The 21155-nt window shown below is 65.8% G+C and carries 17 protein-coding genes; 14 read left to right on the top strand and 3 right to left on the bottom strand.

Going from position 1 to position 21155, the window contains the following annotated elements:
- On the top strand, positions 1 to 499 hold a 499-nt coding region (locus A2J02_RS25555), incomplete at its 5' end, for an aminotransferase class I/II-fold pyridoxal phosphate-dependent enzyme (RefSeq protein ID WP_156516392.1).
- Positions 500 to 727: 228 nt separating this feature from the next.
- A complete protein-coding gene (locus A2J02_RS25560) occupies positions 728 to 2089 on the top strand; it encodes a YibE/F family protein (protein WP_068055425.1) in 1362 nt (453 codons plus the stop codon).
- A 70-nt stretch (positions 2090 to 2159) separates the two neighbouring features.
- Here A2J02_RS25560 and ald read toward each other — a convergent pair whose 3' ends face one another.
- Positions 2160 to 3242 (bottom strand): alanine dehydrogenase, encoded by a 1083-nt coding sequence (gene ald, locus A2J02_RS25565; protein ID WP_068055427.1) that lies wholly within the window; start codon positions 3240 to 3242, stop codon positions 2160 to 2162.
- 116 nt (positions 3243 to 3358) lie between these two features.
- Here ald and A2J02_RS25570 point away from each other — a divergent pair, with 116 nt between their 5' ends.
- A complete protein-coding gene (locus A2J02_RS25570; RefSeq protein ID WP_068055430.1) occupies positions 3359 to 3883 on the top strand; it encodes an Lrp/AsnC family transcriptional regulator in 525 nt (174 codons plus the stop codon).
- Between the two features lie 6 nt (positions 3884 to 3889).
- On the opposite strand, the gene A2J02_RS25575 is transcribed toward A2J02_RS25570, so the two are convergent.
- Positions 3890 to 5836: an Hsp70 family protein gene (locus A2J02_RS25575; RefSeq protein ID WP_068055433.1), complete on the bottom strand. Its 1947-nt coding sequence runs from the start codon at positions 5834 to 5836 to the stop codon at positions 3890 to 3892.
- A 174-nt stretch (positions 5837 to 6010) separates the two neighbouring features.
- Complete coding sequence (locus A2J02_RS25580; RefSeq protein ID WP_143545880.1) at positions 6011 to 7441, bottom strand: hypothetical protein; 1431 nt, start codon at positions 7439 to 7441, stop codon at positions 6011 to 6013.
- 268 nt (positions 7442 to 7709) lie between these two features.
- Here A2J02_RS25580 and A2J02_RS25585 point away from each other — a divergent pair, with 268 nt between their 5' ends.
- From A2J02_RS25585 to A2J02_RS25635, 11 genes are all read left to right on the top strand, one after another.
- A complete protein-coding gene (locus A2J02_RS25585) occupies positions 7710 to 7967 on the top strand; it encodes an acyl carrier protein (protein WP_032396368.1) in 258 nt (85 codons plus the stop codon).
- A 4-nt stretch (positions 7968 to 7971) separates the two neighbouring features.
- Complete coding sequence (locus A2J02_RS25590; protein WP_068055438.1) at positions 7972 to 9126, top strand: acyl-CoA dehydrogenase family protein; 1155 nt, start codon at positions 7972 to 7974, stop codon at positions 9124 to 9126.
- On the top strand, positions 9126 to 10073 hold the full coding sequence (locus tag A2J02_RS25595) for an amino acid--[acyl-carrier-protein] ligase (RefSeq protein ID WP_068055441.1): 948 nt from the start codon (positions 9126 to 9128) through the stop codon (positions 10071 to 10073). Before A2J02_RS25590 ends, A2J02_RS25595 begins: the two co-directional genes overlap by 1 nt.
- A 42-nt stretch (positions 10074 to 10115) precedes the next feature.
- Positions 10116 to 11888, top strand: a complete 1773-nt coding sequence (locus A2J02_RS25600) for an alpha/beta fold hydrolase (protein WP_231893801.1) — start codon at positions 10116 to 10118, stop codon at positions 11886 to 11888.
- On the top strand, positions 11885 to 13567 hold the full coding sequence (locus tag A2J02_RS25605) for a lipopolysaccharide biosynthesis protein (protein WP_197478142.1): 1683 nt from the start codon (positions 11885 to 11887) through the stop codon (positions 13565 to 13567). The genes A2J02_RS25600 and A2J02_RS25605 overlap by 4 nt, the downstream gene beginning before the upstream one ends.
- Positions 13564 to 14844, top strand: coding sequence for a hypothetical protein (locus tag A2J02_RS25610; RefSeq protein ID WP_068055444.1), 1281 nt, complete (start codon positions 13564 to 13566; stop codon positions 14842 to 14844). Before A2J02_RS25605 ends, A2J02_RS25610 begins: the two co-directional genes overlap by 4 nt.
- Positions 14841 to 15551, top strand: a complete 711-nt coding sequence (locus A2J02_RS25615; RefSeq protein WP_082898759.1) for a DUF998 domain-containing protein — start codon at positions 14841 to 14843, stop codon at positions 15549 to 15551. Before A2J02_RS25610 ends, A2J02_RS25615 begins: the two co-directional genes overlap by 4 nt.
- A complete protein-coding gene (locus A2J02_RS25620) occupies positions 15548 to 16528 on the top strand; it encodes a glycoside hydrolase family 16 protein (protein ID WP_231893800.1) in 981 nt (326 codons plus the stop codon). Before A2J02_RS25615 ends, A2J02_RS25620 begins: the two co-directional genes overlap by 4 nt.
- Positions 16529 to 16575: 47 nt before the next feature.
- Complete coding sequence (locus A2J02_RS25625; RefSeq protein ID WP_231893799.1) at positions 16576 to 17862, top strand: glycosyltransferase family 2 protein; 1287 nt, start codon at positions 16576 to 16578, stop codon at positions 17860 to 17862.
- Positions 17843 to 20092: a hypothetical protein gene (locus A2J02_RS25630; RefSeq protein WP_082899555.1), complete on the top strand. Its 2250-nt coding sequence runs from the start codon at positions 17843 to 17845 to the stop codon at positions 20090 to 20092. The genes A2J02_RS25625 and A2J02_RS25630 overlap by 20 nt, the downstream gene beginning before the upstream one ends.
- A gap of 213 nt (positions 20093 to 20305) precedes the next feature.
- Positions 20306 to 21155, top strand: an 850-nt coding sequence (locus A2J02_RS25635; RefSeq protein WP_068055459.1) for a glycosyltransferase family 2 protein, incomplete at its 3' end; no start/stop codon positions are given.

Consider the following 21155-nt stretch of genomic DNA (forward strand, 5'->3'; position numbering starts at 1 on the left):
CAAGGCGTATCGAGTGGCCGGTTACCGCGCCGGCTGGCTCGCGATCACCGGACCGAAGAAGCACGCCGCAGGATTCATCGAAGGTATCGACCTTCTCGCGTCGACGCGACTGTGCCCCAATGTGCCTGCGCAACATGCCATTCAGGTCGCTCTCGGCGGATACCAGAGCATCGAGGATCTGATCCTGCCCGGCGGCCGTCTGCTCGAGCAGCGCGACGTCGCATGGGAGAAACTCAACGCGATTCACGGCGTCTCGTGCGTCAAACCGCGGGGTGCGCTGTACGCGTTTCCGCGACTCGACCCCGAAGTACACGAAATCTACGACGACGAAAAGCTGGTCCAGGACCTGTTGCTGCAGGAGAAAATCCTCGTGGTTCAAGGCACCGGATTCAACTGGCCCGGCCACGATCACATCCGCATCGTGACTCTGCCGTGGGCGCGAGACCTGGCGGTGGCGATCGAGAGGTTCGGTAACTTCCTCGCGTCGTACAAGCAGTGACACCGGAAGTTACTCGAAAGTAGTTGAAAGTGATGCACAAAACATCGGTGTGATCCCGCCTCGGCGACGAATGATCTGTACATTGGCGGACGGCACTTCGGTGCCCGCGAGCCCTGGTCGTCCCCTCCCCCCCCCGGGTCGGTCAGGTGGTGGCGGGGGACGCCCCCCCTGCTCCCCGCCACCGAGCTCCTCGCATCTGTCACCAACCTGGCCCCGTACTAGCCTTGCATGGTGGAACCACACGGCAATCCTCCCGACGGCACCAAGCCGAGCCTCGACTCCTACGCGGGCCACGGGCACGGGCACGGCCACAGCGATACTCCGGTTCCGTTGGGACCGGTGGCGGCCAAGGTCGTCGTCGGACTGTTGGTCGCCATTGCCATCGCCGTGATCGGTGGTGCGATCGCTCTGTGGCCGAGCCAGCAGAGCGTCGACATCCCGTTGCCGTTCCAGACCTCCGGCGGTGGCGCAGTGTCCACCGAGGCGGGCACCATCACGTCGCAGAGCATCGGGCCCTGCGGAAGTCCCGACGCCGGAAGACCGTTCACCGGTGACCCGACCCCCGCGGTCAACGACTCCTACGAATGTCAGCGCAGCATCGTCGACATCACCACGGGCGAGGACGCGGGCAAGCGCACGGTACTCGAGATCGCTCCGGGGCCCGGGCAACCGACCCTGAGTGCCGGCGAGGACATCCGGTTGGTTGTACAGACCGACCCTGCCGGTGGAGTCCGCTACTCCTTCAACGACTATTCCCGCGGGCTACCGTTGGCGCTGATCGTCGGCGTGTTCGCGGTGGTCATCTGCATCGTCGCCCGCTGGCGGGGATTCCGTGCACTGGTCGGCCTGCTCATCGCGTTCGCCGTGCTGGTCGTGTTCATGCTGCCCGCCCTGCTCGACGGTGCACCCGCCATTCCGGTGGCCCTCGTCGCCGGTGCGGTGATTCTCTATGCCGTGCTCTATCTGGCGCACGGTGTGAACCTTCGGACCAGCTCGGCGCTGCTGGGCACCCTCACCTCGATGGCAGTGGCGGCGGTGCTGTCGTACGTCGCCATCCGCATGACCCACCTGACCGGATTGTCCGAGGAACAGAACACCGCCGTACAGACGTACATCGGCAACGTCAGCGTCACCGGTCTACTGTTGGCCGGCTTCATCATCGGCTCGCTCGGTGTGCTCAACGACGTGACCATCACGCAGGCGTCAGCGGCCTTCGAGCTCGCCTCGGTCGACGAGACGGCGTCGCGGCGCGAGATCTTCACCGCCACGATGCGGGTGGGTCGCGATCACATCGCCAGCACCGTCTACACCCTCGTGCTCGCCTACGCCGGTGGCGCACTGCCGTTGCTGCTGCTCTTCAGCGTCGCCGACCGGTCCATCCAGGACGTGCTCACAGGCGATTCGGTGGCCATCGAGATCGTCCGCTCCGCAGTCGGCGGTGTGGCGCTTGCCCTGTCGGTTCCGCTGACCACGGCGATCGCCGTGCTGTTGGCCCGCCCCATCAACGTGGGCGGGCCCTCCAACCGAGCGCAGCGCCGGGCGACGGCACCCACCCGCAAGAGCAGGCGCTCCGGTCGTCACAGCGCGTGAGCTGCTCCGCCGCACGTGAGTGGAAGCTCGTAGTGGGCTACGAGTTTTCGTGCACGTGCGGCGCAGCCGCTCAGGCGAACGCAGCGGCGACGGTCTCCGACAACAGTGCACCGTTGTGCGTGCTCAGGCCGGCTTTGAGACCCGGGTCCGCCTCGCAGGCAGCTTCCCAACCCTTGTCGGCGAGTGCGACGATGTACGGCAGGGTGGCGTTGGTGAGCGCGTAGGTGGAGGTGCGCGGTACGGCACCGGGCATGTTGGCGACGCAGTAGAACACCGACTCGTGCACCTTGTACGTGGGATCGGCGTGGGTGGTGGCGTGCGAATCCTCGAAGCAGCCGCCCTGATCGATGGCGATGTCGACCAGAACCGAGCCCGGCTTCATGCGCTGAACCAGACTGTTGGACACGAGCTTCGGTGCTTTTGCTCCCGGCACCAGCACTGCGCCGATCACGAGATCCGCTGCGAGAACGGCCTGTTCGAGCTCGTAAGCGTTGGATACCAGAGTTTTCACCGCACCGCGGTACTGATCGTCGATGGCGCGCAGCGCCTTCACATCGAGATCGAGCACGGTGACGTCGGCGTGCATGCCGAAAGCGATTGCGGTGGCGTTCCTTCCGGACACGCCGGCTCCGATCACCACGACGTTGGCGGGGCGGACTCCGGGAACTCCGCCCATCAGAACTCCGCGCCCGCCTTCACTGGACATCAGGTGGTAGGCACCGGCCTGCGGCGCGAGGCGTCCGGCAACCTCACTCATCGGGGCGAGCAACGGCAGGGAACCGTCTGCAGCAGTGACTGTTTCGTAGGCGATGGCGGTGGTACCCGACTCGAGCAGCGCATCGGTGCACGGCTTGGACGCCGCGAGGTGCAGGTAGGTGAACAGCACCTGCCCCTTCCTCAGGCGTGAATACTCCTCGGCGATGGGTTCTTTGACCTTCAAGAGCAGGTCCGCAGTCTCCCAGACCTCGGCGACATCGGTGAGAATCTGCGCCCCGGCGGCCTTGTAGTCGGTATCGGTGAACGACGAACCGGCTCCTGCCTCGGTTTCGATGATCACTTCGTGTCCTCGCGAGACCAGTTCGTGCACGCCTGCCGGGGTGATGGCCACCCGGTATTCGTGGTTCTTGATCTCGCGTGGAATTCCGATCTTCATGGCGGCCTCCTCGGTGGCGGGTGATGTGAAGCCGGGGCTCCATCCGTGTAGGCCAACTATGAATTATCTACGAAATACCTGCAACGGAAGTGAATATAATTCTGTACAATCCCAGAATGGTGAGCAATAGTTCGTTCGAGACGGGTGAAGCGGGGTCTCGGTCGAACGATGTTCGGTCGGTGCCACTGGACCGAATCGACCACATCCTGCTCGACGAGCTCCGCCGCGACGCCCGTACACCCAACAACGCGCTCGCTGCCGCGGCCGGGATCGCACCGTCGACCGCACTGGCGCGGGTTCGTGCTCTGGTCGAACGCGGCGTCATCCGCGGCTTCCACGCCGAGATAGACCCCGAGGCACTCGGCCAGGGCATTCAGGCCATGATCTCGGTTCGGCTGCAAGCAGATGCTCGACGACGCATCAGCGAATTCGGTTCGAAGATCGCCTCACGGAAGGAGACGCTGAACATCTACTTCATTGCCGGTGCGGACGACTTCCTGGTGCATGTGGCAACCGTCGACACCGCCACTCTTCGCGACTTCGTCGTCGAGAATCTCAGCGCCGACCCTGCTGTGGCCGCTACCGAGACCATCCTGATCTTCGAGCACATCAGGCCGCGAAACACTCACGGAGAGAAGTGAATCGGGTCAGGGAGCGGGCGGGGCAATCGGCGGGAAACCGGGCAGCGTGAAATCCGGGAATCCTGGAATCAGCGGCGGTGGCTGCTGCGTCGTCGGAGGAACGCTCTCGACGGGTGGCGGCGGCGCAGGCTCGGCCGTGGTCGTCGTCGGCTCCGGAGTCCACGGCTCCTGGTAGACCTCGGTCTCCAGTGGCACGGTGGTCGGTTCGACCGTGGTTTCCGGTGCAGGTGCGGGCGGCGGCAACACCGGCGCTGGTGTCACCGACGTGGGCGGCACCGTGGTGGTGACAGCGGGAGCTTCGGTCTGGTTCCGACTGACCGAGGTGTCGACCACCTGCGGTGTGTTCTGCTGGGTGATCATGAACGCGGAACCGCCCACCACCAAAGCGAGACCGAGCGCGAGAACACCTCCGGTGCGGAGCTTCCGCCGAGCCCGAGTGCGGTCGTCCTCGCCGTCGTCGTCGTCGTAATCGGCGTCGAGCCAGTAGACGTTCTTCAGCTGGAACGGAACCGGCTTGCCGTCGTCTGCGGCCTCGGGCTTGGCAGCAGAGTTCTCGGCAGACGAATCCCCCGTGTTCGCGCTCAACGCAACGACCTCCCCGTCGACCCGCGCCCCCTGCACGTGGTCGTCGAGAACATCTTCCACCACCGGTGAGGTCTCCGGAACCGAATCGACTGCACTTGATTCGGCGGAGTCGGTGAACCTCGAGGAAGCGAATTCTCCCGAGGTACCGGTGGGATCGGCCGGGCCTTCTGACGTCGGGACTTCGGACACCGGCACTTCGGGCACCGGCACCTCCGACACCGTGTCCTGCGACTGCGCGCCGACCGCTGCCGCCGCTATCCAGGGACGGGCCGGAACAGGACGCGCCGGCGAGGGAGCCGGGACAGGCACACCGGGCGCGGCGTGCTGGGACTCGGTATTCGCCGGAACCGGACGGACCGGCGCGGGTAGCGGCGGCACCGGCACGGAAGCCGGTTCCGAGCGGACCCGCGACGCGGGTTCGGCGGTCATCGGCGCAGCGGACGTCGCCTGCCGATTCGGTGCCCGACGCGTTCCGGTTCGCGTGCGTGAATGCGGACGAGCAGCCAGTGCCGCTCCACGCGCCGCGACGGTCTCGGGTTCGGTCGGCACGATCGACGGGAGTTCGAGCAGCGGTCCGACGCGTTTCTGCACGATCGGCATGCGAGCGCCACCGCCGATCAGTACGACGGCGTCGATCGGAACGTTGGCACCGATCATCACGTCGCGCGCGAACTCGATGGCCTCGTCGAGCAGGTCGGTGATGAGCAGCTCGAAGTTCTCTCGGGAGAGCAGGATCATGCCGCTGGCGTCGGGCAGACATACCGCGTCCTGAGTGGACAAGCGCTCCTTGGCAATGCGGCAGCGCTTCTCGAACAACGCCATGTCGGGGTCGGTCGGCTGCTTGCCGAGGCGTTGGAGCTGATTGTTGCGCACGTAGGCGTCGAGCAGATCTCCGCTGTACGCACCGGATCGCTGCGAGGCGATGACGGTGCGCTGCACCAGGTCCACGACGCTGACGGTCAGTCCTGAACTTCCGAGGTCGAAAAGTGCGACGGAATTGCAGTTGCGGGCCTCGCCCGTTGCCGCCAGATACTCGACGACAGCCTCCACCTCGGGGACCAGGTGATAGTTGTGCAGGCGCGCACCGCTGAGGGCAGCATGCAACGCGTCGGCCTGGCGGGGGTCGCGGTAGGCGACGCCGGTGGCGAGTTCGGGCTCGCTCTCCGCTGCGGCACCGATCGATTCGGCGGCCAGATGCGGAAGGTCTCCGCCGACACTGTCGATGAGTTCGTTGCGGAAGAACAGGGGCCGGTCGATGTCGGTGACCAGGCCGGATGGGTCTCCGACGGGTGACCCGAACTGCTCGGCTCGGGGCTGCGCCGTGCGCACGGCTCGGGTCCCCATGGACACCCCAAGCAGCACAGTCACGGTTGTCGGCCTCATTCGATCGGCAGTTGTCTTCGGACGCGATCCACCTCGTCCAGAGCGCCAGGTTACCGCTTCGGCCGAATCGGCGGGGCGCGCGCCCCGGCGGTGGGCGGAGCCGGGCGTAGTGAAACCTGTCGCGCTCCCCACCCGGCCTGCTCGAACCGGACCCGAGGTCTATTCCGGCAGCTCCGGATCGACAGTCGGTAGGTACAGCTCGCCGGCGTAGGTGAACTCCCGCTCGTACAGGTCCGCGTCGGACAATCGAACGGGCCCGAGCACCGGCAGCTCGGCGGGTCCCGGATCGACCCCGTCGGCCGGGCCCGCGACGGCAGAAAGCGCAGCGGCGAACGTGGAATCAGTGGGAATCTGCTGGTCGATCAGCGGAGTGGGCGGCGGCGTGTTTCCCCGGGTGAACACCAATCCCACCACCGCGACGATCAGCAGACTCACGGCGGCGAGCACGGACGCGTCTCGAATCGACCAGGTGCGTCGGCCGCGGCGAACCGGCTCGGCGACGACCCCCGGCTCGGGTGCCGCGGGTTCGAGCACCTCGGGCTGCAGGAGTGCAGGTTCGTCGAGATCTATGTCGGCCGGGACCGTATCGAAGGTGGTCGACGGGATCGTCAGATCCTCGGTCGCGAGTTGGTCGACGGTGAGGCCGTCGACCATCCACTCCTCGACGGTGTCGAAGTCGAGCGTCTCCGGCTCGACGGTGTCGAAGTCGAGCGTCTCCGGCTCGGCGAGCAGCTCGGGCGCATCGATCAGCTCCGACGCGTCGTCCGGGACGGTGATGATTCCCACATCGGCATGGAGAGATCCGTCGAAAGGGGTTTCGGCGGGTCTTTCGTCGAGTGCCGCACCCTCGGCGATGGCCATTGCAGGGTCGTCGGGCACGTGGACGGGAACGTTCCACTTGTCCTCGATGATGGTGCGCACCGCGGGGATGCCTGCACCGCCACCGATCAGCAGTACGGCATCGGGTGCCTGTTTGGAGGCCCAGTCCAGGGCGTCGGAGACGAGCGGTGTGATCTCTCGCTCGAATTCCTTCCGGCTGAGCAACATCGGGCCGCGGTTGGGTGCCCGGACGCCCACCGACGTGCTCACCAACTCCTTCAGCTCGCGGAAGAAGGCCTGGTACTCCTGATCGCCCTCGGGGCCGACCGGAGCCGGCAGAATGCCCTTGGCCATCACGATGCCGCGGACCACCTCGTCGAAGCGGTCACCGCTGATGTCGACGGTGCGTGCGGTCCACTCGACGTACTCGCCCGCCACATCGAGTGCGGTGGCCGAAAACCCCTTCTTGCCCAAATCCACCACCAGGACGTAGTCCTTGTCGGCCAGTTCCGGAACGGTGCGGGCATAGGCGAGCAGGGCGTGGGATTCCTCGACCATGCGAGCGTTCGGCACGGTGCCGTCGCCGAGGGTCTCCAGCAGCGCCGTCACGGCTGCGGTGTCCCATCCGGCGAGCACGATGTCCTCGAACGGCCCGAGGTCGACGAGCTTGCCGGGCAGCAGGTCGTGCGCACCCTCTGCGTCGATGGAGTCCTCGACGCGGCGGCCGTCGGCGATGTACGCGATGCGCACGGCACCGGTACCCACTGACACCCCGCAGACTCCACCCATAGGCCAGACAGTCCTTCACAGATTGTGTTTCGACGCCCGATCCGGCGTCCGTACGAGCCCCCGCTCCTCTCGAAGTGTACGGCGGCTCGGATACCCGATGCGGGCATCCCGGTAACGCTACTAAACAATCTGCGATATTGTTTAAGAGGGTCTGGGGAGACTTTGGGTCGAAAAGGCACACTGCCAGCCGACCCTGAGTCGACGACGAGGCCGTCCGGTCTCGTGGTTAACGCGATCGGTGGAGGTTTCGATGCAGACGCTCAATGCTCACGACGTGGTTCGAGTGCGAACCGTTCTGGAGAAATTCGGAAAGCTGCCGGTCCCCGTTGAGGGCATCGACGAAGCTGCCGATCTCTACGACAGCGGCCTCACCTCGCACGCCAGCGTCAACGTGATGATCGCGCTCGAGGACGAGTTCGACGTCGAATTCCCCGACACCATGCTGCAGAAGTCGACGTTCGGCAGCATCAACGCGATCGCCGCGGCCATCGCCCAGCTGACGGACTGAGGCCATGACCACCGTCTACGAGAGCTCGATCGACCAGTCGATCACCGACGTGCTGGCCGTACTGCGGACCTACGCCGACGAGGTCGATCGCGATGCCCGTTTTCCCACCGAATCGGTGGATGCGCTGCGCGACGCCGGCCTGCTCGGGGTCGGAATTCCGCGGGAGTTCGGCGGAGGCGGGGCAACACTGACCGACATAGCCCGGATCTCGCGCGCCCTCGGTGCCGAGTGCGCATCGACCGCGATGATCTTCGTGATGCACCAGTCACAGGTGCTCAGCATCGTCCGCCACGGCAAGTCCGACGCCATGGCAGACCTGCAGCGTCGCATCGTGACCGATCGCATACTGGTGGCGTCGGCCACCACCGAGGTCAACATCGGCGGCGACGTCCGCTCGAGCAGTTGTGCGGTGGAGTACGACGGTGAGCAGATCACGCTCAGCAAGAACGCACCGGTCATCTCCTACGGCGAGTACGCGCAGATCGTGTTGGCGACGGCGCGGCGCAGCGTCGACAGCCCGCCGAGCGATCAGGTGCTCGTGGTGTGCGAGAAGCCCGACGTGACGCTCGTCAAGACCGGCACCTGGGACACCCTCGGCTTTCGCGGCACCTGCAGCCCCGGCTTCATGCTGGACGCGCGCACGACGACGTCGAACATCCTGGGCGACAACTACGGCGACATCTCCGCTCAGACCATGCTTCCGGTAGCGCACGTGCTGTGGGGATCTGCGTGGCTCGGCATCGCCGACGCGGCGGTCACCAAGGCGCGTAAGTCGGTGCAGAAGGCCGCACGCAAGACTCCGGGAACGCCGCCGCCGAGCGCGCTGCGTCTCGCGGAGCTGATGGTGGTGCACGAGCAGTTGGTGGACACGGTGTTCGGTGCCGCAGCCAAGTTCGAGGCCGTCTCCGAGAGCCCCGCCGAGCTCGGAGCCATCGGTTTCGCACTCAAGATCAACAACGTCAAGGTCACCGCGTCGACGCTCGTCATCGACATCGTCGGCAAGGCACTGCAGATCTGCGGCATCTCCGGGTACCGACAGGACGGCGAGATGAGCATCGGCCGTCATCTTCGGGACGCGCACGGGTCCGCGATCATGGTCAGCAACGAACGCATCCTGGGGCACAACGCCCAGCTCTCCCTCGTCTACAAGGGCAAATGATGACCACCACACACTCCGCACCGGAAACAGACATCAGCGAACTCGACTCGGCCCGAGCCGCTTTCCGCGCCGAGCTCGTCGACGCCGGCTTGCTGGTCCCCAGCTCGATCCCCGGATTGTACGGGCGCAGTGGCGAATTCGAGGACATCATCGAGTTCGTCGATGCCCGCGTCACCGAGGCAGGCGTCGCCGAACACGGCCGTCAGGCCACTCGATTCCGGTTCGCACCGGTCTTCCCTCGGGAAGCCTTCGAGCGCACCGACTACATCGCGTCGTTCCCCAACCTCACCGGCGCCATCAACACGTTCGAGGGCGACAACAAGGAACACGCTGCGTTGTTGGCGGAACGATCCGACGGCAAGGACTGGGATCACTTCCTGCATTCGGCGGGCACCATGCTGGTCTCGGCTGCCTGCCATCCGTCGTACTCGATGCTCACCGGCACGCTGCCCGACGAGGGCACGCTGATGGACATCTACGGCTACTGCTTCCGGCACGAGCCCGCGGTGGATCCGGCTCGGATGCAGGCATTTCGGATGCACGAGTTCGTTCGAGTCGGCACCCCCGAAGACGCGATCGCACACCGCGAACGCTGGGTACCGCGCGGTCTCCAGGTGCTGGCAGATCTGGGGTTGGAAGCCGAGGCGGTCATCGCCAACGACCCGTTCTTCGGTCGCGCCGGACGCATGCTCGCGGCGAACCAGCGCAACGAGAACCTCAAGACCGAACTGGTCGTCAAGCTCTACGGAGATCTCGACGAGGGCACCGCGGTCGTCTCGTGCAACTGCCACCGCGATCACTTCGGGCACACCTTCGGCATCGAGACCGTCGACGGCGAACCGGCCCACAGCGCCTGCGTCGGCTTCGGCATGGAACGCATCGCCCTGGCGATGCTCCGCACCCATGGACTCGATCGATCGGCCTGGCCTGCCGCACTGCGCAACTGATCGATACCGCTTCACCCGTGTACGTACACGAAGGACCAAACTGTGAACAGTTCCCGCACCGCTCCCCGGCGCATCGGCTCAGTTCCCGCCGAGTGCTCTTCGCGTACGGCGGGCGGCAAGTACCCGATGTGGTTCGGCCCGGCCGACTCACCGCTGTTCGGCACCGTCCACGTGCCGTCCGGCGGTCGGGCGCGCGGCGGTGTGGTGCTGTGCCCACCACTGGGCAAGGAACAGGTCGATTCGTATCGCGGCATGACCCTGCTCGCGCAGAAGCTGTGTGCGCAGGGACTTCTGGTGCTGCGGTTCGACTATCGCGGCACCGGGGATTCGTGGGGCGATCAGGATCAGCCCGACGCGGTGGCGCACTGGCAGCGCAGCATCGTCGAAGCCGTCGCCTACGTTCGTGGTTGCGGGGTGAACGACGTCGGTCTCGTGGGTCTGCGCGTCGGTGCCTTGTTGGCGTGTTCGGTCGCCGCCGAGTGTGGCCCGCTCACCGCGATGACGCTGTGGGATCCGGTGGTCAGAGGACGGTCGTATCTGCACGAGCAGCGCGCGCTGTATTCGGTGAGCGTGACCACCGACTCCGACGCAGATCCCAGGGTGTCGATCATCGGCGCTGTGCTGCATCCCGATTCGGCTGCCGATTTCTCCGTGCTCGATGCCGCGAAGACGAGAACGGACGCGCCGGTGCTGGTGGCCACGCGCGCCGAGCGAGCCGATACCAAGCCGGTACGCAGGGTCGTCGAGACTCTCTCGGCTCAGGAACACACACTGACCGCGCACGACGACTTTCTCGAGCCGAGTGATTTCGAGGTCGTCATCCCGACGTCCGACATCTCCTACCTCGCGACGTGGACGGCTTCGAAGTTCCCCGCGACGCCCGCGGCCGACGTCGCGGTGGAGCGTCGATCGCGATCAGTGGTCGACGGAATTCAGGAGAGCATCGAATACCTGGGCGCACAGCAGCTTTTCGCGATTCGGTCGTCCTCGGATCTGTGCCTGCCCGGAGGACCGACCGTGGTGTTGTATCCCACCGCCAACGAGCACCGTGTCGGTCCGGTCCGTATGTGGGTGGAACTGGCGCGGCTACTGCCTCGCTTCGGAGTGGCCACGGTGCGTTTCGATCGTCGCGGCACCGGCGAAAGCGGAACCGTGGCCGATACGGAGTTGACCCGGCTCTACAGCGACGAGGGCAACGAGGATGCACTCACCGCCGTCCGGCAGTCTGGGTCGACCCCGGACAACGTCCTGGTGGCCGGAATGTGCTCGGGCTCCTGGTATTCCAGCTTCGCCGCCCGGGAACTGGGGGTTCGTGCCGCAGTACTGCTCAACACCCTGGACTGGACCACTCGTCGACTCGAATTCGTCAAGCGTTCCTCGATGCACATCGAGGAGACGGGACTGAAGGCTCGCGCACTCGACCGTCTGCACCACTGGGGTGTACGGACCAAGAATGCACTGCAGCCGCGAATCCCGTACGCCCTGTGGATCTGGCTCGGCCGGCGCGGATTGATCCAGGTTCCCGAGATCTCGTTGCGCATTCTCAGCGACCGCCGGGTGCAGACACGAGTTCTGCTCTCCCCCAACGACACCGCCTGGTTCGAGGCCAATCGGGGCCCGGAGGGAATGCGCCGGCTCCAGCGCCGATCGTCCGTGCCCACCGTCACCTCGTTCGAGTCCGGTGATCACTCGCTCTACGGTCGCGACCTGCGCGAGAACGTCCGAGCCGAACTTCTCGCGGCCACTGCTGCTGCGTTCGACCTCGAGATCACTGCTCCGTCGCCTCCCGTGCCGGTGGGGAAGGTTCGGTTGTGAAGCACCGCGCTCCCAGGATTGCGCCACCCAAACACGAGCAGCTCGAACAACTTCGGTGGTACCCGGTCGAACCGGCGCGGTTCGACCTGGGCCTGATGAACAGCCCGACGATGCCGGTGCCGACCGTGCCTCGGCACAATCCCGTTCACTCGGTCGATGTGTCTCCGATCGCCGACCCCGTCGAGCATCCGGCACCCGAGACGGGACCGGGTTCGAAGGCGTCCGATCGCAACCTCGCGCTCAACTCGATGGCCCTGATGCTGTCGACGGCCATCACCGGCGCACTCGGCCTGCTGTTCTGGGCTGCGGCCGGTCGGCTCTATCCCGTGGCCGAGGTGGGCAGCGCGTCGGCGGTCATCACCTCCGCGGTGATGCTCTCCACGTTGTCCAATCTGAGCCTCGGTTCGATGTACGAGCGATTCCTGCCGATCTCGGGCCGGTTGGCCAAGTCGTTCATCGTGCGCGGCTACCTCACCGTCACCGCGTTCGCGTTCGTGCTCGGCGGCGGCTTCCTGCTGGTCGCGCCGGTGGACGAGATGTTCACCAATACCGCCGAAATCGTCTCGTTCCCGTTCTTCGTCGCAGTGCTCGCGGTGTTCGCGCTGCAGGATCAGACCTCCTCCGGCCTGGGCGTCGCCCGATGGGCGGCCGCCAAGAACGTCTTTCACGCCGTCTTCAAGTTCGTGTTGTTGTTGGCGCTCTTCTCGACCGAGCGCAGTACCTCGATCATCTCCGCCTGGGCCGTCCCCGCGATCGTGGCGTCGATCTTCGTCCTGCGCGCGATCCTGAAGAACGTCCGCACCGAACAGCGGTACGCAGGCAAGCCGGATCTGCCGCCCCGGCGTGAGATGTGGGCGTACTTCGGTTCGGCGTACGGCATCACCGCGCTCGGCTCGCTCGCTCCGCTGCTCGTGCCGATGATCGTCGTCGCCACCCTCGGTGCCGAGCAGAACGCCTACTTCTCGCTCACCTGGTCGATCGTCAGTGCTCTGTACATTCTGATCAGCGTGTTGATCGGACCGTACGTCGCCGAGGTCGCTGCCCACCCCGCGCAATTCCACCGCCTGACGAAGCGATTCATGACCCTCGTCTGCATCGTCGCGGTGGGTGGGTCGATCTTCCTGGCGTTCGTTGCACCGTTCGGACTCGGCCTGATCGGCCAGGGTTATCGCGATCAGGGCACCATCATCGTGCAGTTGGCCGCGCTGACCATCCCGCTCTCCGTCGTCGGTTCCCTGTACGACGGTTTGGCTCGGGTCCGTCGGCGCATGCGACTGGCCGTGATCGTGCAGGTGGTGGCCACCTCGATCATCATCGGCGGTTCGGTGGCACTGTCGTCGTCGATGGGCATCGCGGCCGTCGGCTGGGCGTACCTCGCCGCGGAGGCGTTCGGCGCACTCGTTCTGATCGTGCCGCTCGTCCGATGGATTCGTGAGCTGTCCGCAGGCAGCAACGGCGAGTCCGGTGACGACCAGGGCCCGTCGGGCTCCCCCGGACCTCGCGGGCCGATCGACGACAGCGATGCCCGTCCACCTCGATCGCGTCATCGCGAGCCCCGCCACGGCGAGCCACGCCACGCCGAACCGCCTCGCCGCGAGCCACAGGACGGCCGGCCGCAGCTCGACGAACCGTCACCGCGTCGCATCCCTGTCCACGCTCAACACAGGACGGCACCATGACTCAGACCTATCGCGCCAGCTCACTGGACATGCTTCGGTCCGATTCGCGCATCGTGACCGTGCTGGGACCCGCGGACTTCGGTGATCTCGCACGAGTGCGGAGCCGGGTACTCGCACTGGCCTCGATCGGTCCTGCGACGCGGCTGGGCCTGCGCGCCGACCAGTCTTCGGTCGGCTGGGTCTACGAGCCGGAGCGGGTGGTCGAGCACATCGTCGAGGGACCCGCCGTCGATCACGAGCAGTTGGCCAAGGAGCTCACCGAGTTCTCGCACGCGTCCGTTCCCGAGATCACTCTGCGGATCCGTCTGGCCGGTCGCTACCTGTTCCTCGATCTCAATCACGGTATCGGCGACGCTCTGTTGCCGGTCGACCTGTTCGCCTACTTGGCCGACGCACGTCCCGACGCCCCGCTCCCGGCGTGGGCGAGTAGGCCCGTCGACGGTCATCCTCTCCGAAAAGCACTGTTGCGCTGGATCGTTCGAAATCCCAGGAAAGTCTTGGACACGATCCACGACCGCGTTCGTCCCGGCCCGAACCCGGAATACGCAGCCACCGCGCCTGCGCCGGACACCGCGTCGCCGACGGCATTTCGGCCGTGGGCACCGTCCGCGACGGTGGCCACCGCTGTGACGCGGTCGGGTACCACCGATGCGGTCCGGCGGTGGCGGGAATCCCACCTACCCGGTGCGAGTGTCAGCGCGGTGATGTGTGCCGCCGTGGCTGCGGCGTTCGCGCGCACGTCGTTGTCGCTCGATCGTTCCGCGGCGTTTCTGTTCGACTGCCGCCGCTATCTTCCGCCGTCGACGGTGGTGCTCGGCAACTTCGCGGCCGGGATCCGTTTCTCCGACATCGATCCCACCTCGGCCGGGGAGGTGCACGGGGCACTGTCCGGTGCCATCGCCAAGGGCCGTCCCATCGCATCCGCGACGATCAGCACTATCAGGTACAAGCGTGAACACAAGGCCGTCTCCGGGGTGTTCGGGGACAAAGTTCCGGTTCGCCCCAGAGTTCAGCTCATGTACTCCGATCTCGGTAGGGTCAGGCAGTTGGAGCAGGTCTCCTGGGTTGCCGAGCCCGCCGACCGCGCCTTCTTCGTGATCGCCGATCCGGGACTACCGGAGTCGGTGATGATCACGATGGAGACCATCGGTTCGGTCGTGTTCGTCTCGGCGTCGTTCCACGACAATGTTTTCGATCGCCACACAGTGCAAGCCGCACTCGATCTCGTAGCAGCGAACCCCCTCGCATTGCTGGCCCCTCAGGAGAAGACCGCATGACCATCGAAGCGAAGCGCCCCACCGAACCCGAAGCGAACAGTCCGACGTCGAGCACCGTTGCGCCTGCAACGAAGCGATCGGTCTTCGTTGCCCACGTCGCTCGGTGGGCGGGCTTGTCGGTGGTGCAGTTCGTTCTCGTCGAGTACATCGTCTCGGCCACGTGGCGGGGTCTCTACAGCTACCGGAACAACTACATCAGCGAGCTCGGAGTTCCCTTCTGCGGGCCTACCGGCAACTGGCCGTGCAGCCAGCTCTACGTGCTGCTGAACGCCTCGATGGTGCTGTTCGGTGTGGCAATCGCCGCGGTGGGCGCATCCTGGTACATCGTTCGCCGGATCGACGGCAGGGCCGCGTCGTTCTTCCTCGTGGCCGGCGCGGGTGCCATGACCGCCGGCGTGGTCAACCAGGGCGTGAACTACCCCATTCACTCGTTCGGAGCCACCGCGTTCTTCATCTTCGGAAACTTCGGCCTCGTCGTCGCAGGCGGGCACCGGAGTCTGCCGCGCGGTATTCGCATCGTCGTGACCGCGCTCGGTGCCGTCGGTCTGGCCGGTTACTTCGCCTACATGAGCGGTCACGAGTTCGGTCTCGGTATCGGAAGCATGGAACGCATCGCCACCTATGCGCTTCTCGTGGGCATAGTCGTGCTGTCGGTCTCGCAGTTCAACGCGACGCGAGTTCCGAAGAACGTCGACGAGACCGCGTGAGTCGTCATGCCGCATCGAGCCACGAGTCCGGAACGGGGACCGTCGAGGTTTCGCGGCTGCCAGGAACCGGGCTCATCGTCGAGCCTCCACGTCGACGCTGGCCTTCCGTTCTGGCGTTCCTCGTCGTGCTGGGTCTGGTCGTCGCCGGAACCGTGTACGGGATGACGCAGCGCTCGGACGGAGCCGGCCCCGACTCCACTGCGCAGGGCACCGTCGACGCCACCTCCACGACGTCGGCGTCCAATACCGAAGCCGCCAAGCCCGGATTCACCGTCTACGACGACTTCTCGGGCACGGCGGGCGATGCAATGTCGGACGACCGTTGGAGTCACGATGTCGGACAGACCGGTTGGGGCAACAACGAGAAGCAGGACTACACCGATTCGACCGAGAACTCGTCTCTCGACGGTGACGGCCACATGGTCATCAACGCGATGCGCAACGGTGACGGGTACACCTCGGCCCGAGTGACCACCAAGGACAAGTTCGAGTTCACCTACGGCCGCATCGAGGCCAGGATCAAGATGCCGGCCGGAGCCGGACTGCATCCGGCTTTCTGGATGCTCGGTACCGACCTGGACTCGGTCGGCTGGCCGCTGTCCGGCGAGATCGACATCATGGAGACGTTGAACCAGGCCGATCAATACCACACCGGAATCCATGCGCCCCAACCCGATTCGTTGACCAGCCAGAAGGTGGACGCAGGCGGGATTCCGCCCGAGCCACTGTCCGAGGACTTCCATACCTACTGGGTAGAGCGCTCTCCCGGCCGCGTGACCACCGGCATCGACGGCACCACCTTGGCCACGATCACTCCGGCAGACCTCACCGGCGGCAACGACTACTGGGTCTTCGACAAGCCGTTCTTCCTGCTGTTCAACGTCGCCGTCGCCGGTGACTGGCCCGGCCCCACCGACAACTCCACGCCGTTCCCGGCGACCATGGCGGTCGACTGGGTGCGGTATCGCGCCGACTGACACCCCGCTCCACCTGCCCGTACGTGTCACCCGAAAGGACCCTCCCCGTGTTACCTCCCGCGCTCCCCAGACTGCAGTCTCCCGAATGGGACGGTGCCGTGTGGATCGGTGACATCGACCTGGAGCAGGATCTTCCGGACTCTCTCGTACTCGACGGTTCCGACGGTTACCACCGTGCCCGGTTGCTGATCCGACGCGGACCCGACCCGCTCGGCTTCGTCGAACTCGATGTCGCCGACGGCGCGGTCGCGGCAGACGATGCACGGAGGGCGGCGATGTCGCTCGCCCAGGTTCCGATGCCCGATGCCGTTCCCGAGACCGATCGAGCGTTGCCGCCGATCACCGTGGTGATCTGCACTCGTGACCGAGTCGATCATCTGCAGGGCGCGCTCGCGTCGGTGTCCGCTCTGGACTACCCGGATTTCGAGGTGGTTGTCGTCGACAATGCGTCTCCGACCGACGCCACGCAGCAGTACGTTCGCGGGTTGGACGACTCCCGTGTTCGCGTCGTGTCCGAGCCGACGGCGGGTCTGTCGAGAGCCAGGAACACGGGGTTACGAGCAGCGCGGCACGACATCGTCGCCTTCACCGACGACGACGTCGCCGTCGACGCGAGGTGGTTGCGCAGCATCGCCCGCGGCTTCGGGCGGGCCGAGCGGGTCACGTGCGTGTCCGGCATCGTGCCGAGTGGGGAGATCCGCACTCAGGCGCAGGCGTACTTCGATCGCCGCGTCGGATGGGCAAGTTCGGTGACGCCCCGGGTCTACGACCTGAAGAATCCACCGGCCGACGTGCCGCTGTTTCCGTTCCAGGTCGGGATGTACGGAACCGGAGCCAATTTCGCGGTCGACCGCGGACGGATGTTCGATCTGGGAGGATTCGACGAGGCATTGGGAGTGGGATCCCCGACCAACGGCGGTGAGGATCTCGACATGTTCTTCCGGGTGCTGATGGCCGGCGACAAGCTGGTGTACGAGCCTGCGGCCATCGTGTGGCACCGTCACCGCGCCGATCCCGAGGCGTTGGCGGTCCAGGCGCGCGGGTACGGGCTCGGGCTCGGCGCGTGGCTGTACACGGTCGCCACCGACCGCAGATCCGCGAGCCTCGCGGCGAAGGTTGCCGCCCGCCGACTCGGCAGCGCAATTCGGTTGTCGGCCAAGATGAGCAAGGTCGCCTCCCCTCCCGACGATCTCGCTGCCGACCTGCCCGACGGTATCGGCCGGATGGAACTGCTCTCCATCGCCAAGGGCCCCGCGGCCATCCGGCGCAGCAGGCGCGAAGGTCGCGAGCGCACTCCGCTGGCGGGGGTGAGCCGTGAACCTGTCCTCGACTGATTCCGGATACCGGTCCATCTCAGATCTGCGGCACAAGCTGTTCGTTCCGTCCGATTGGACGGATTGGCCCGTCGGCACCACCGACTCCGCTGCAGGCACACGGCGGCGCGCGGGTAGCCGATTGCGCTACTCCGACATCAGCGTCCTCGCTGCCCTGTCCGGCCTGGCCTCGATGATCGCGCTGCCGACGCTGGTTCGCGTCGTGCTTCTGACGGTCCTGCTGTTCTTCGGACCCGGTGCCGCGATCCTGTCGTGGGTGCGCATCCCACGCACCGCGGTTCCTGCCGCCCTGCCGATTCTGAGTATCTCGGGGGTGACACTGATGGTGTCGGCGGCGATGTGGGGCTACCGCTGGTCGCCCCGGATGTGGACGTTGTGGCTGTGTCTGGCCCTGATCGGCTCGTCGGTGCTCTGGTACCGCAAGCACGGCCGTCCCGACCTGCCGGTCTGGGTGGCGCAGGCACGTGAGGTCGTCTCGCCGTCGTCGCGAACGTCCGCCCTCGCTTCCGTGAAATTCGCTCTGACCGACCGAGAGACGTTGCGACGCAATGTTGCCGGCCTGATTCTGGCGTTGGCGTTCTTTCTGTGGCTGCCGTTGTTGCCCGGTCTCGAGCGCGCAACGTACTCGCAGTTCGGGCTGCTGACCGCCGGAACCGGCCCTGGTTTGGTGCTGTGCATGGTGCTGATCATGGCGGCGTTCCTGATCGCGTTGCGGCGTCATCAGCTGCGCACCATGCTGGTCGCCATCGGCCTGGCCATCGTGGTGCAGCGATTCACCGTCACCCTCGTCACCTCCGCTCCGATCTACGACTGGACGTACAAGCACGTCGCCGTCACCGAGTTCGTGCTCGATCTGAACCGACTGGCTCCGAGCGGCGTCGACATCTACAGCGAGTGGCCCAGCTTCTTCCTCGTCTCGGCCTGGTTCCAGCACGTCACCGGATACGACACGCTGGCTCTGGCGCACGTGTTCGCGCCGATGATCCACGTGGTGCTCGCGGCGGCCGTCTACGGACTCGCGCGGGTCATGAAGTTCGACAGACGCGCCGCGATCACGGCGGCGATGCTCGCCGAGGTCATCAACTGGGTGGGCCAGGACTACTACTCACCGCAGGCGTGGGCCGTTCTGCTCGCCGTGGGCTTCCTGGCGCTGCTGATGTCCTCCTCGCTCACCCGGTCCGCGGCGTTCCTGTCGATCGTTCCGTTCGCGGCGCTGGTCCCCACGCACCAGCTGACGCCGTACTGGCTGATGGCCGTCACCGGCGTGCTGCTGGTGACGCGGCGAGCCAAGCCGTGGTGGTTGATGATTCCTCTCGGGATCATCCTGCTCGGATACCTGTATCCGCGACTGCCGATCGTGGCACCGTACGGACTCTTCCAGGGGTTCGACCCCGTACAGAACGCCGCGAGCAACGTCGAGGCGGAGGGCGTGCTCGGCAAACAGATCACGTCCCTGGTCTGCCGCGCACTGTCCGGCGGGGTGTTCGTGCTGGCGTTCGTCTCGGCGATCTACGCCTGGCGTACCAAGAAGACGTTCTGGGCACCGATGGTGATGGCGTTCGGATCGATCATGCTGCTCGCCGGGCAGAGCTACGGCGGCGAAGCGATCTTCCGGGTGTACCTGTACGCGATCCCCGGCTGCGTGCTGTTGATCACGCCGCTGTTCCTGGCCCTGTTCGATCGCAAGCCCTCCCAGGATCGCCCGTCCCGGGCCCGCAGGCTCACCGCCCGGACATCGGTTGCGGTCGCGACGGCCGGGGCTCTCGGCAGTGCCGTGCTGGGCTTGCAGAGCTACTTCGGCCTGTGGCCGATCGTGCTCGAACACCGCGACCAGATCGACGACGCCCGCGCGGTCGCCGCACAGTCACCGTCCGGCACCGCGGTCACGATGCTGTACTCCTCGGGCTACCCGGCCCGGTCGACGTCGGACTACGGGCGCCTGACGGAGGCCAACGAGTACTGGGACGTCCCGCTCTACGCGCTGGGCCCCGAGTACATGGAAGGCTTCCCGACGCCGGAGAAGCTCGGCCAGATCGACTACAACGCGTCGGTCAGCGACACACCCACCTACATGGTCCTGACCCGTCAGTCGCTCGAGGCGATGCAGTACTACGGGTTCGTCGCCGACGATGCGGTCGCTCGTTTCCGGCAGTGGCTCGCCACCAACTCGGCGTGGTCGGTGCGGTATCAGGACACCAACACGATCGTCTACCAGTACCGATCGCAGTGATCTAGTCACAAACTATGACGTGTATCTCCAAACAATCTCCCAGTTGGTTTGTTCGCGGCTTGACAAACTCGTAGCTTCTTTTAAGCTTGCTTTCAGTCAAAGGAAACAGGTTCTTACGCTTGAGAACGAGCGTTATGACACTGTCTGTGGATGCGGCGGGGGTCGATTCACGGAGTTCGGAGACATCTGCCCATCGCACTCGACCCATGTGGAATGGATATGTTGAATCGTCAGAATCCCCGCGTCAGTGTCGTCATCCCGACGCTCAACGAGGCCGCGAACCTTCGTCACGTCCTCCCCTTGCTCTCGCACGACTACGAGCTCGTGCTGGTCGACGGTGGATCCGTCGACGGCACCATCGACGCGGCGCGGGAGATCCGCGGTGACATTCGCATCATCAAGCAGACCCGCAAGGGCAAGGGCAACGCTCTCGCCTGCGGCTTCGAGGCCGCTACCGGCGACATCATCGTCATGTTCGACGCCGACGGTTCCGCCGATGCCGCCGAGATCCCGCGCTTCGTCGACGCCTTGATCGCCGGTGCCGACTTCGCCAAGGGCAGCCGGTTCTGCGAGGGTGGCGGAAGCCACGACATCACCCCGCTGCGCCGCGCAGGCAACGGTGGCCTGCACCTGGTGGCCAACACCCTCTTCGGGACTCGCTTCTCGGATCTCTGCTACGGCTACAACGCCTTCTGGCGCGACCTGGTGCCGGTGCTGGATCTCCCCGTCGTCGATCAGCCCGGTGCCGAGGGCATGATGCTCTGGGGCGACGGTTTCGAGATCGAGACCATCATCAACTGCCGCTTCGCCGAGGCGTCCGTGCGCATCGAAGAGGTGCCGAGCGTCGAGTTGGCTCGCATCTACGGTCAGAGCAATCTGCGCACCTTCTCCGACGGCTTCCGGGTGCTGCGCACGCTGATGACCGAGCGCATGCGTGCCCGCAGGATCAAGCGCAAGTCCATCGTTCGGCCGTTGCGAGAGTCGGTCGACGCCCGCACCGACATGGACCTCGAGTTCGAGGCCCTGGAGTCGTACAACGAGGTTCTCGAACTCCGCGAGAAGA

The organism is Rhodococcus sp. EPR-147, assembly GCF_001647185.1.
Taxonomy (GTDB): Bacteria; Actinomycetota; Actinomycetes; order Mycobacteriales; family Mycobacteriaceae; genus Rhodococcoides.

Excerpts from the sequence above, each read along its gene's own strand:
- A2J02_RS25560 (WP_068055425.1), top strand. The coding sequence starts at position 728 with ATGGTGGAACCACACGGCAATCCTCCCGACGGCACCAAGCCGAGCCTC.
- ald (WP_068055427.1), bottom strand. The coding sequence starts at position 3,242 with ATGAAGATCGGAATTCCACGCGAGATCAAGAACCACGAATACCGGGTG.
- A2J02_RS25570 (WP_068055430.1), top strand. The coding sequence starts at position 3,359 with ATGGTGAGCAATAGTTCGTTCGAGACGGGTGAAGCGGGGTCTCGGTCG.
- A2J02_RS25585 (WP_032396368.1), top strand. The coding sequence starts at position 7,710 with ATGCAGACGCTCAATGCTCACGACGTGGTTCGAGTGCGAACCGTTCTG.
- A2J02_RS25590 (WP_068055438.1), top strand. The coding sequence starts at position 7,972 with ATGACCACCGTCTACGAGAGCTCGATCGACCAGTCGATCACCGACGTG.
- A2J02_RS25595 (WP_068055441.1), top strand. The coding sequence starts at position 9,126 with ATGACCACCACACACTCCGCACCGGAAACAGACATCAGCGAACTCGAC.
- A2J02_RS25610 (WP_068055444.1), top strand. The coding sequence starts at position 13,564 with ATGACTCAGACCTATCGCGCCAGCTCACTGGACATGCTTCGGTCCGAT.
- A2J02_RS25615 (WP_082898759.1), top strand. The coding sequence starts at position 14,841 with ATGACCATCGAAGCGAAGCGCCCCACCGAACCCGAAGCGAACAGTCCG.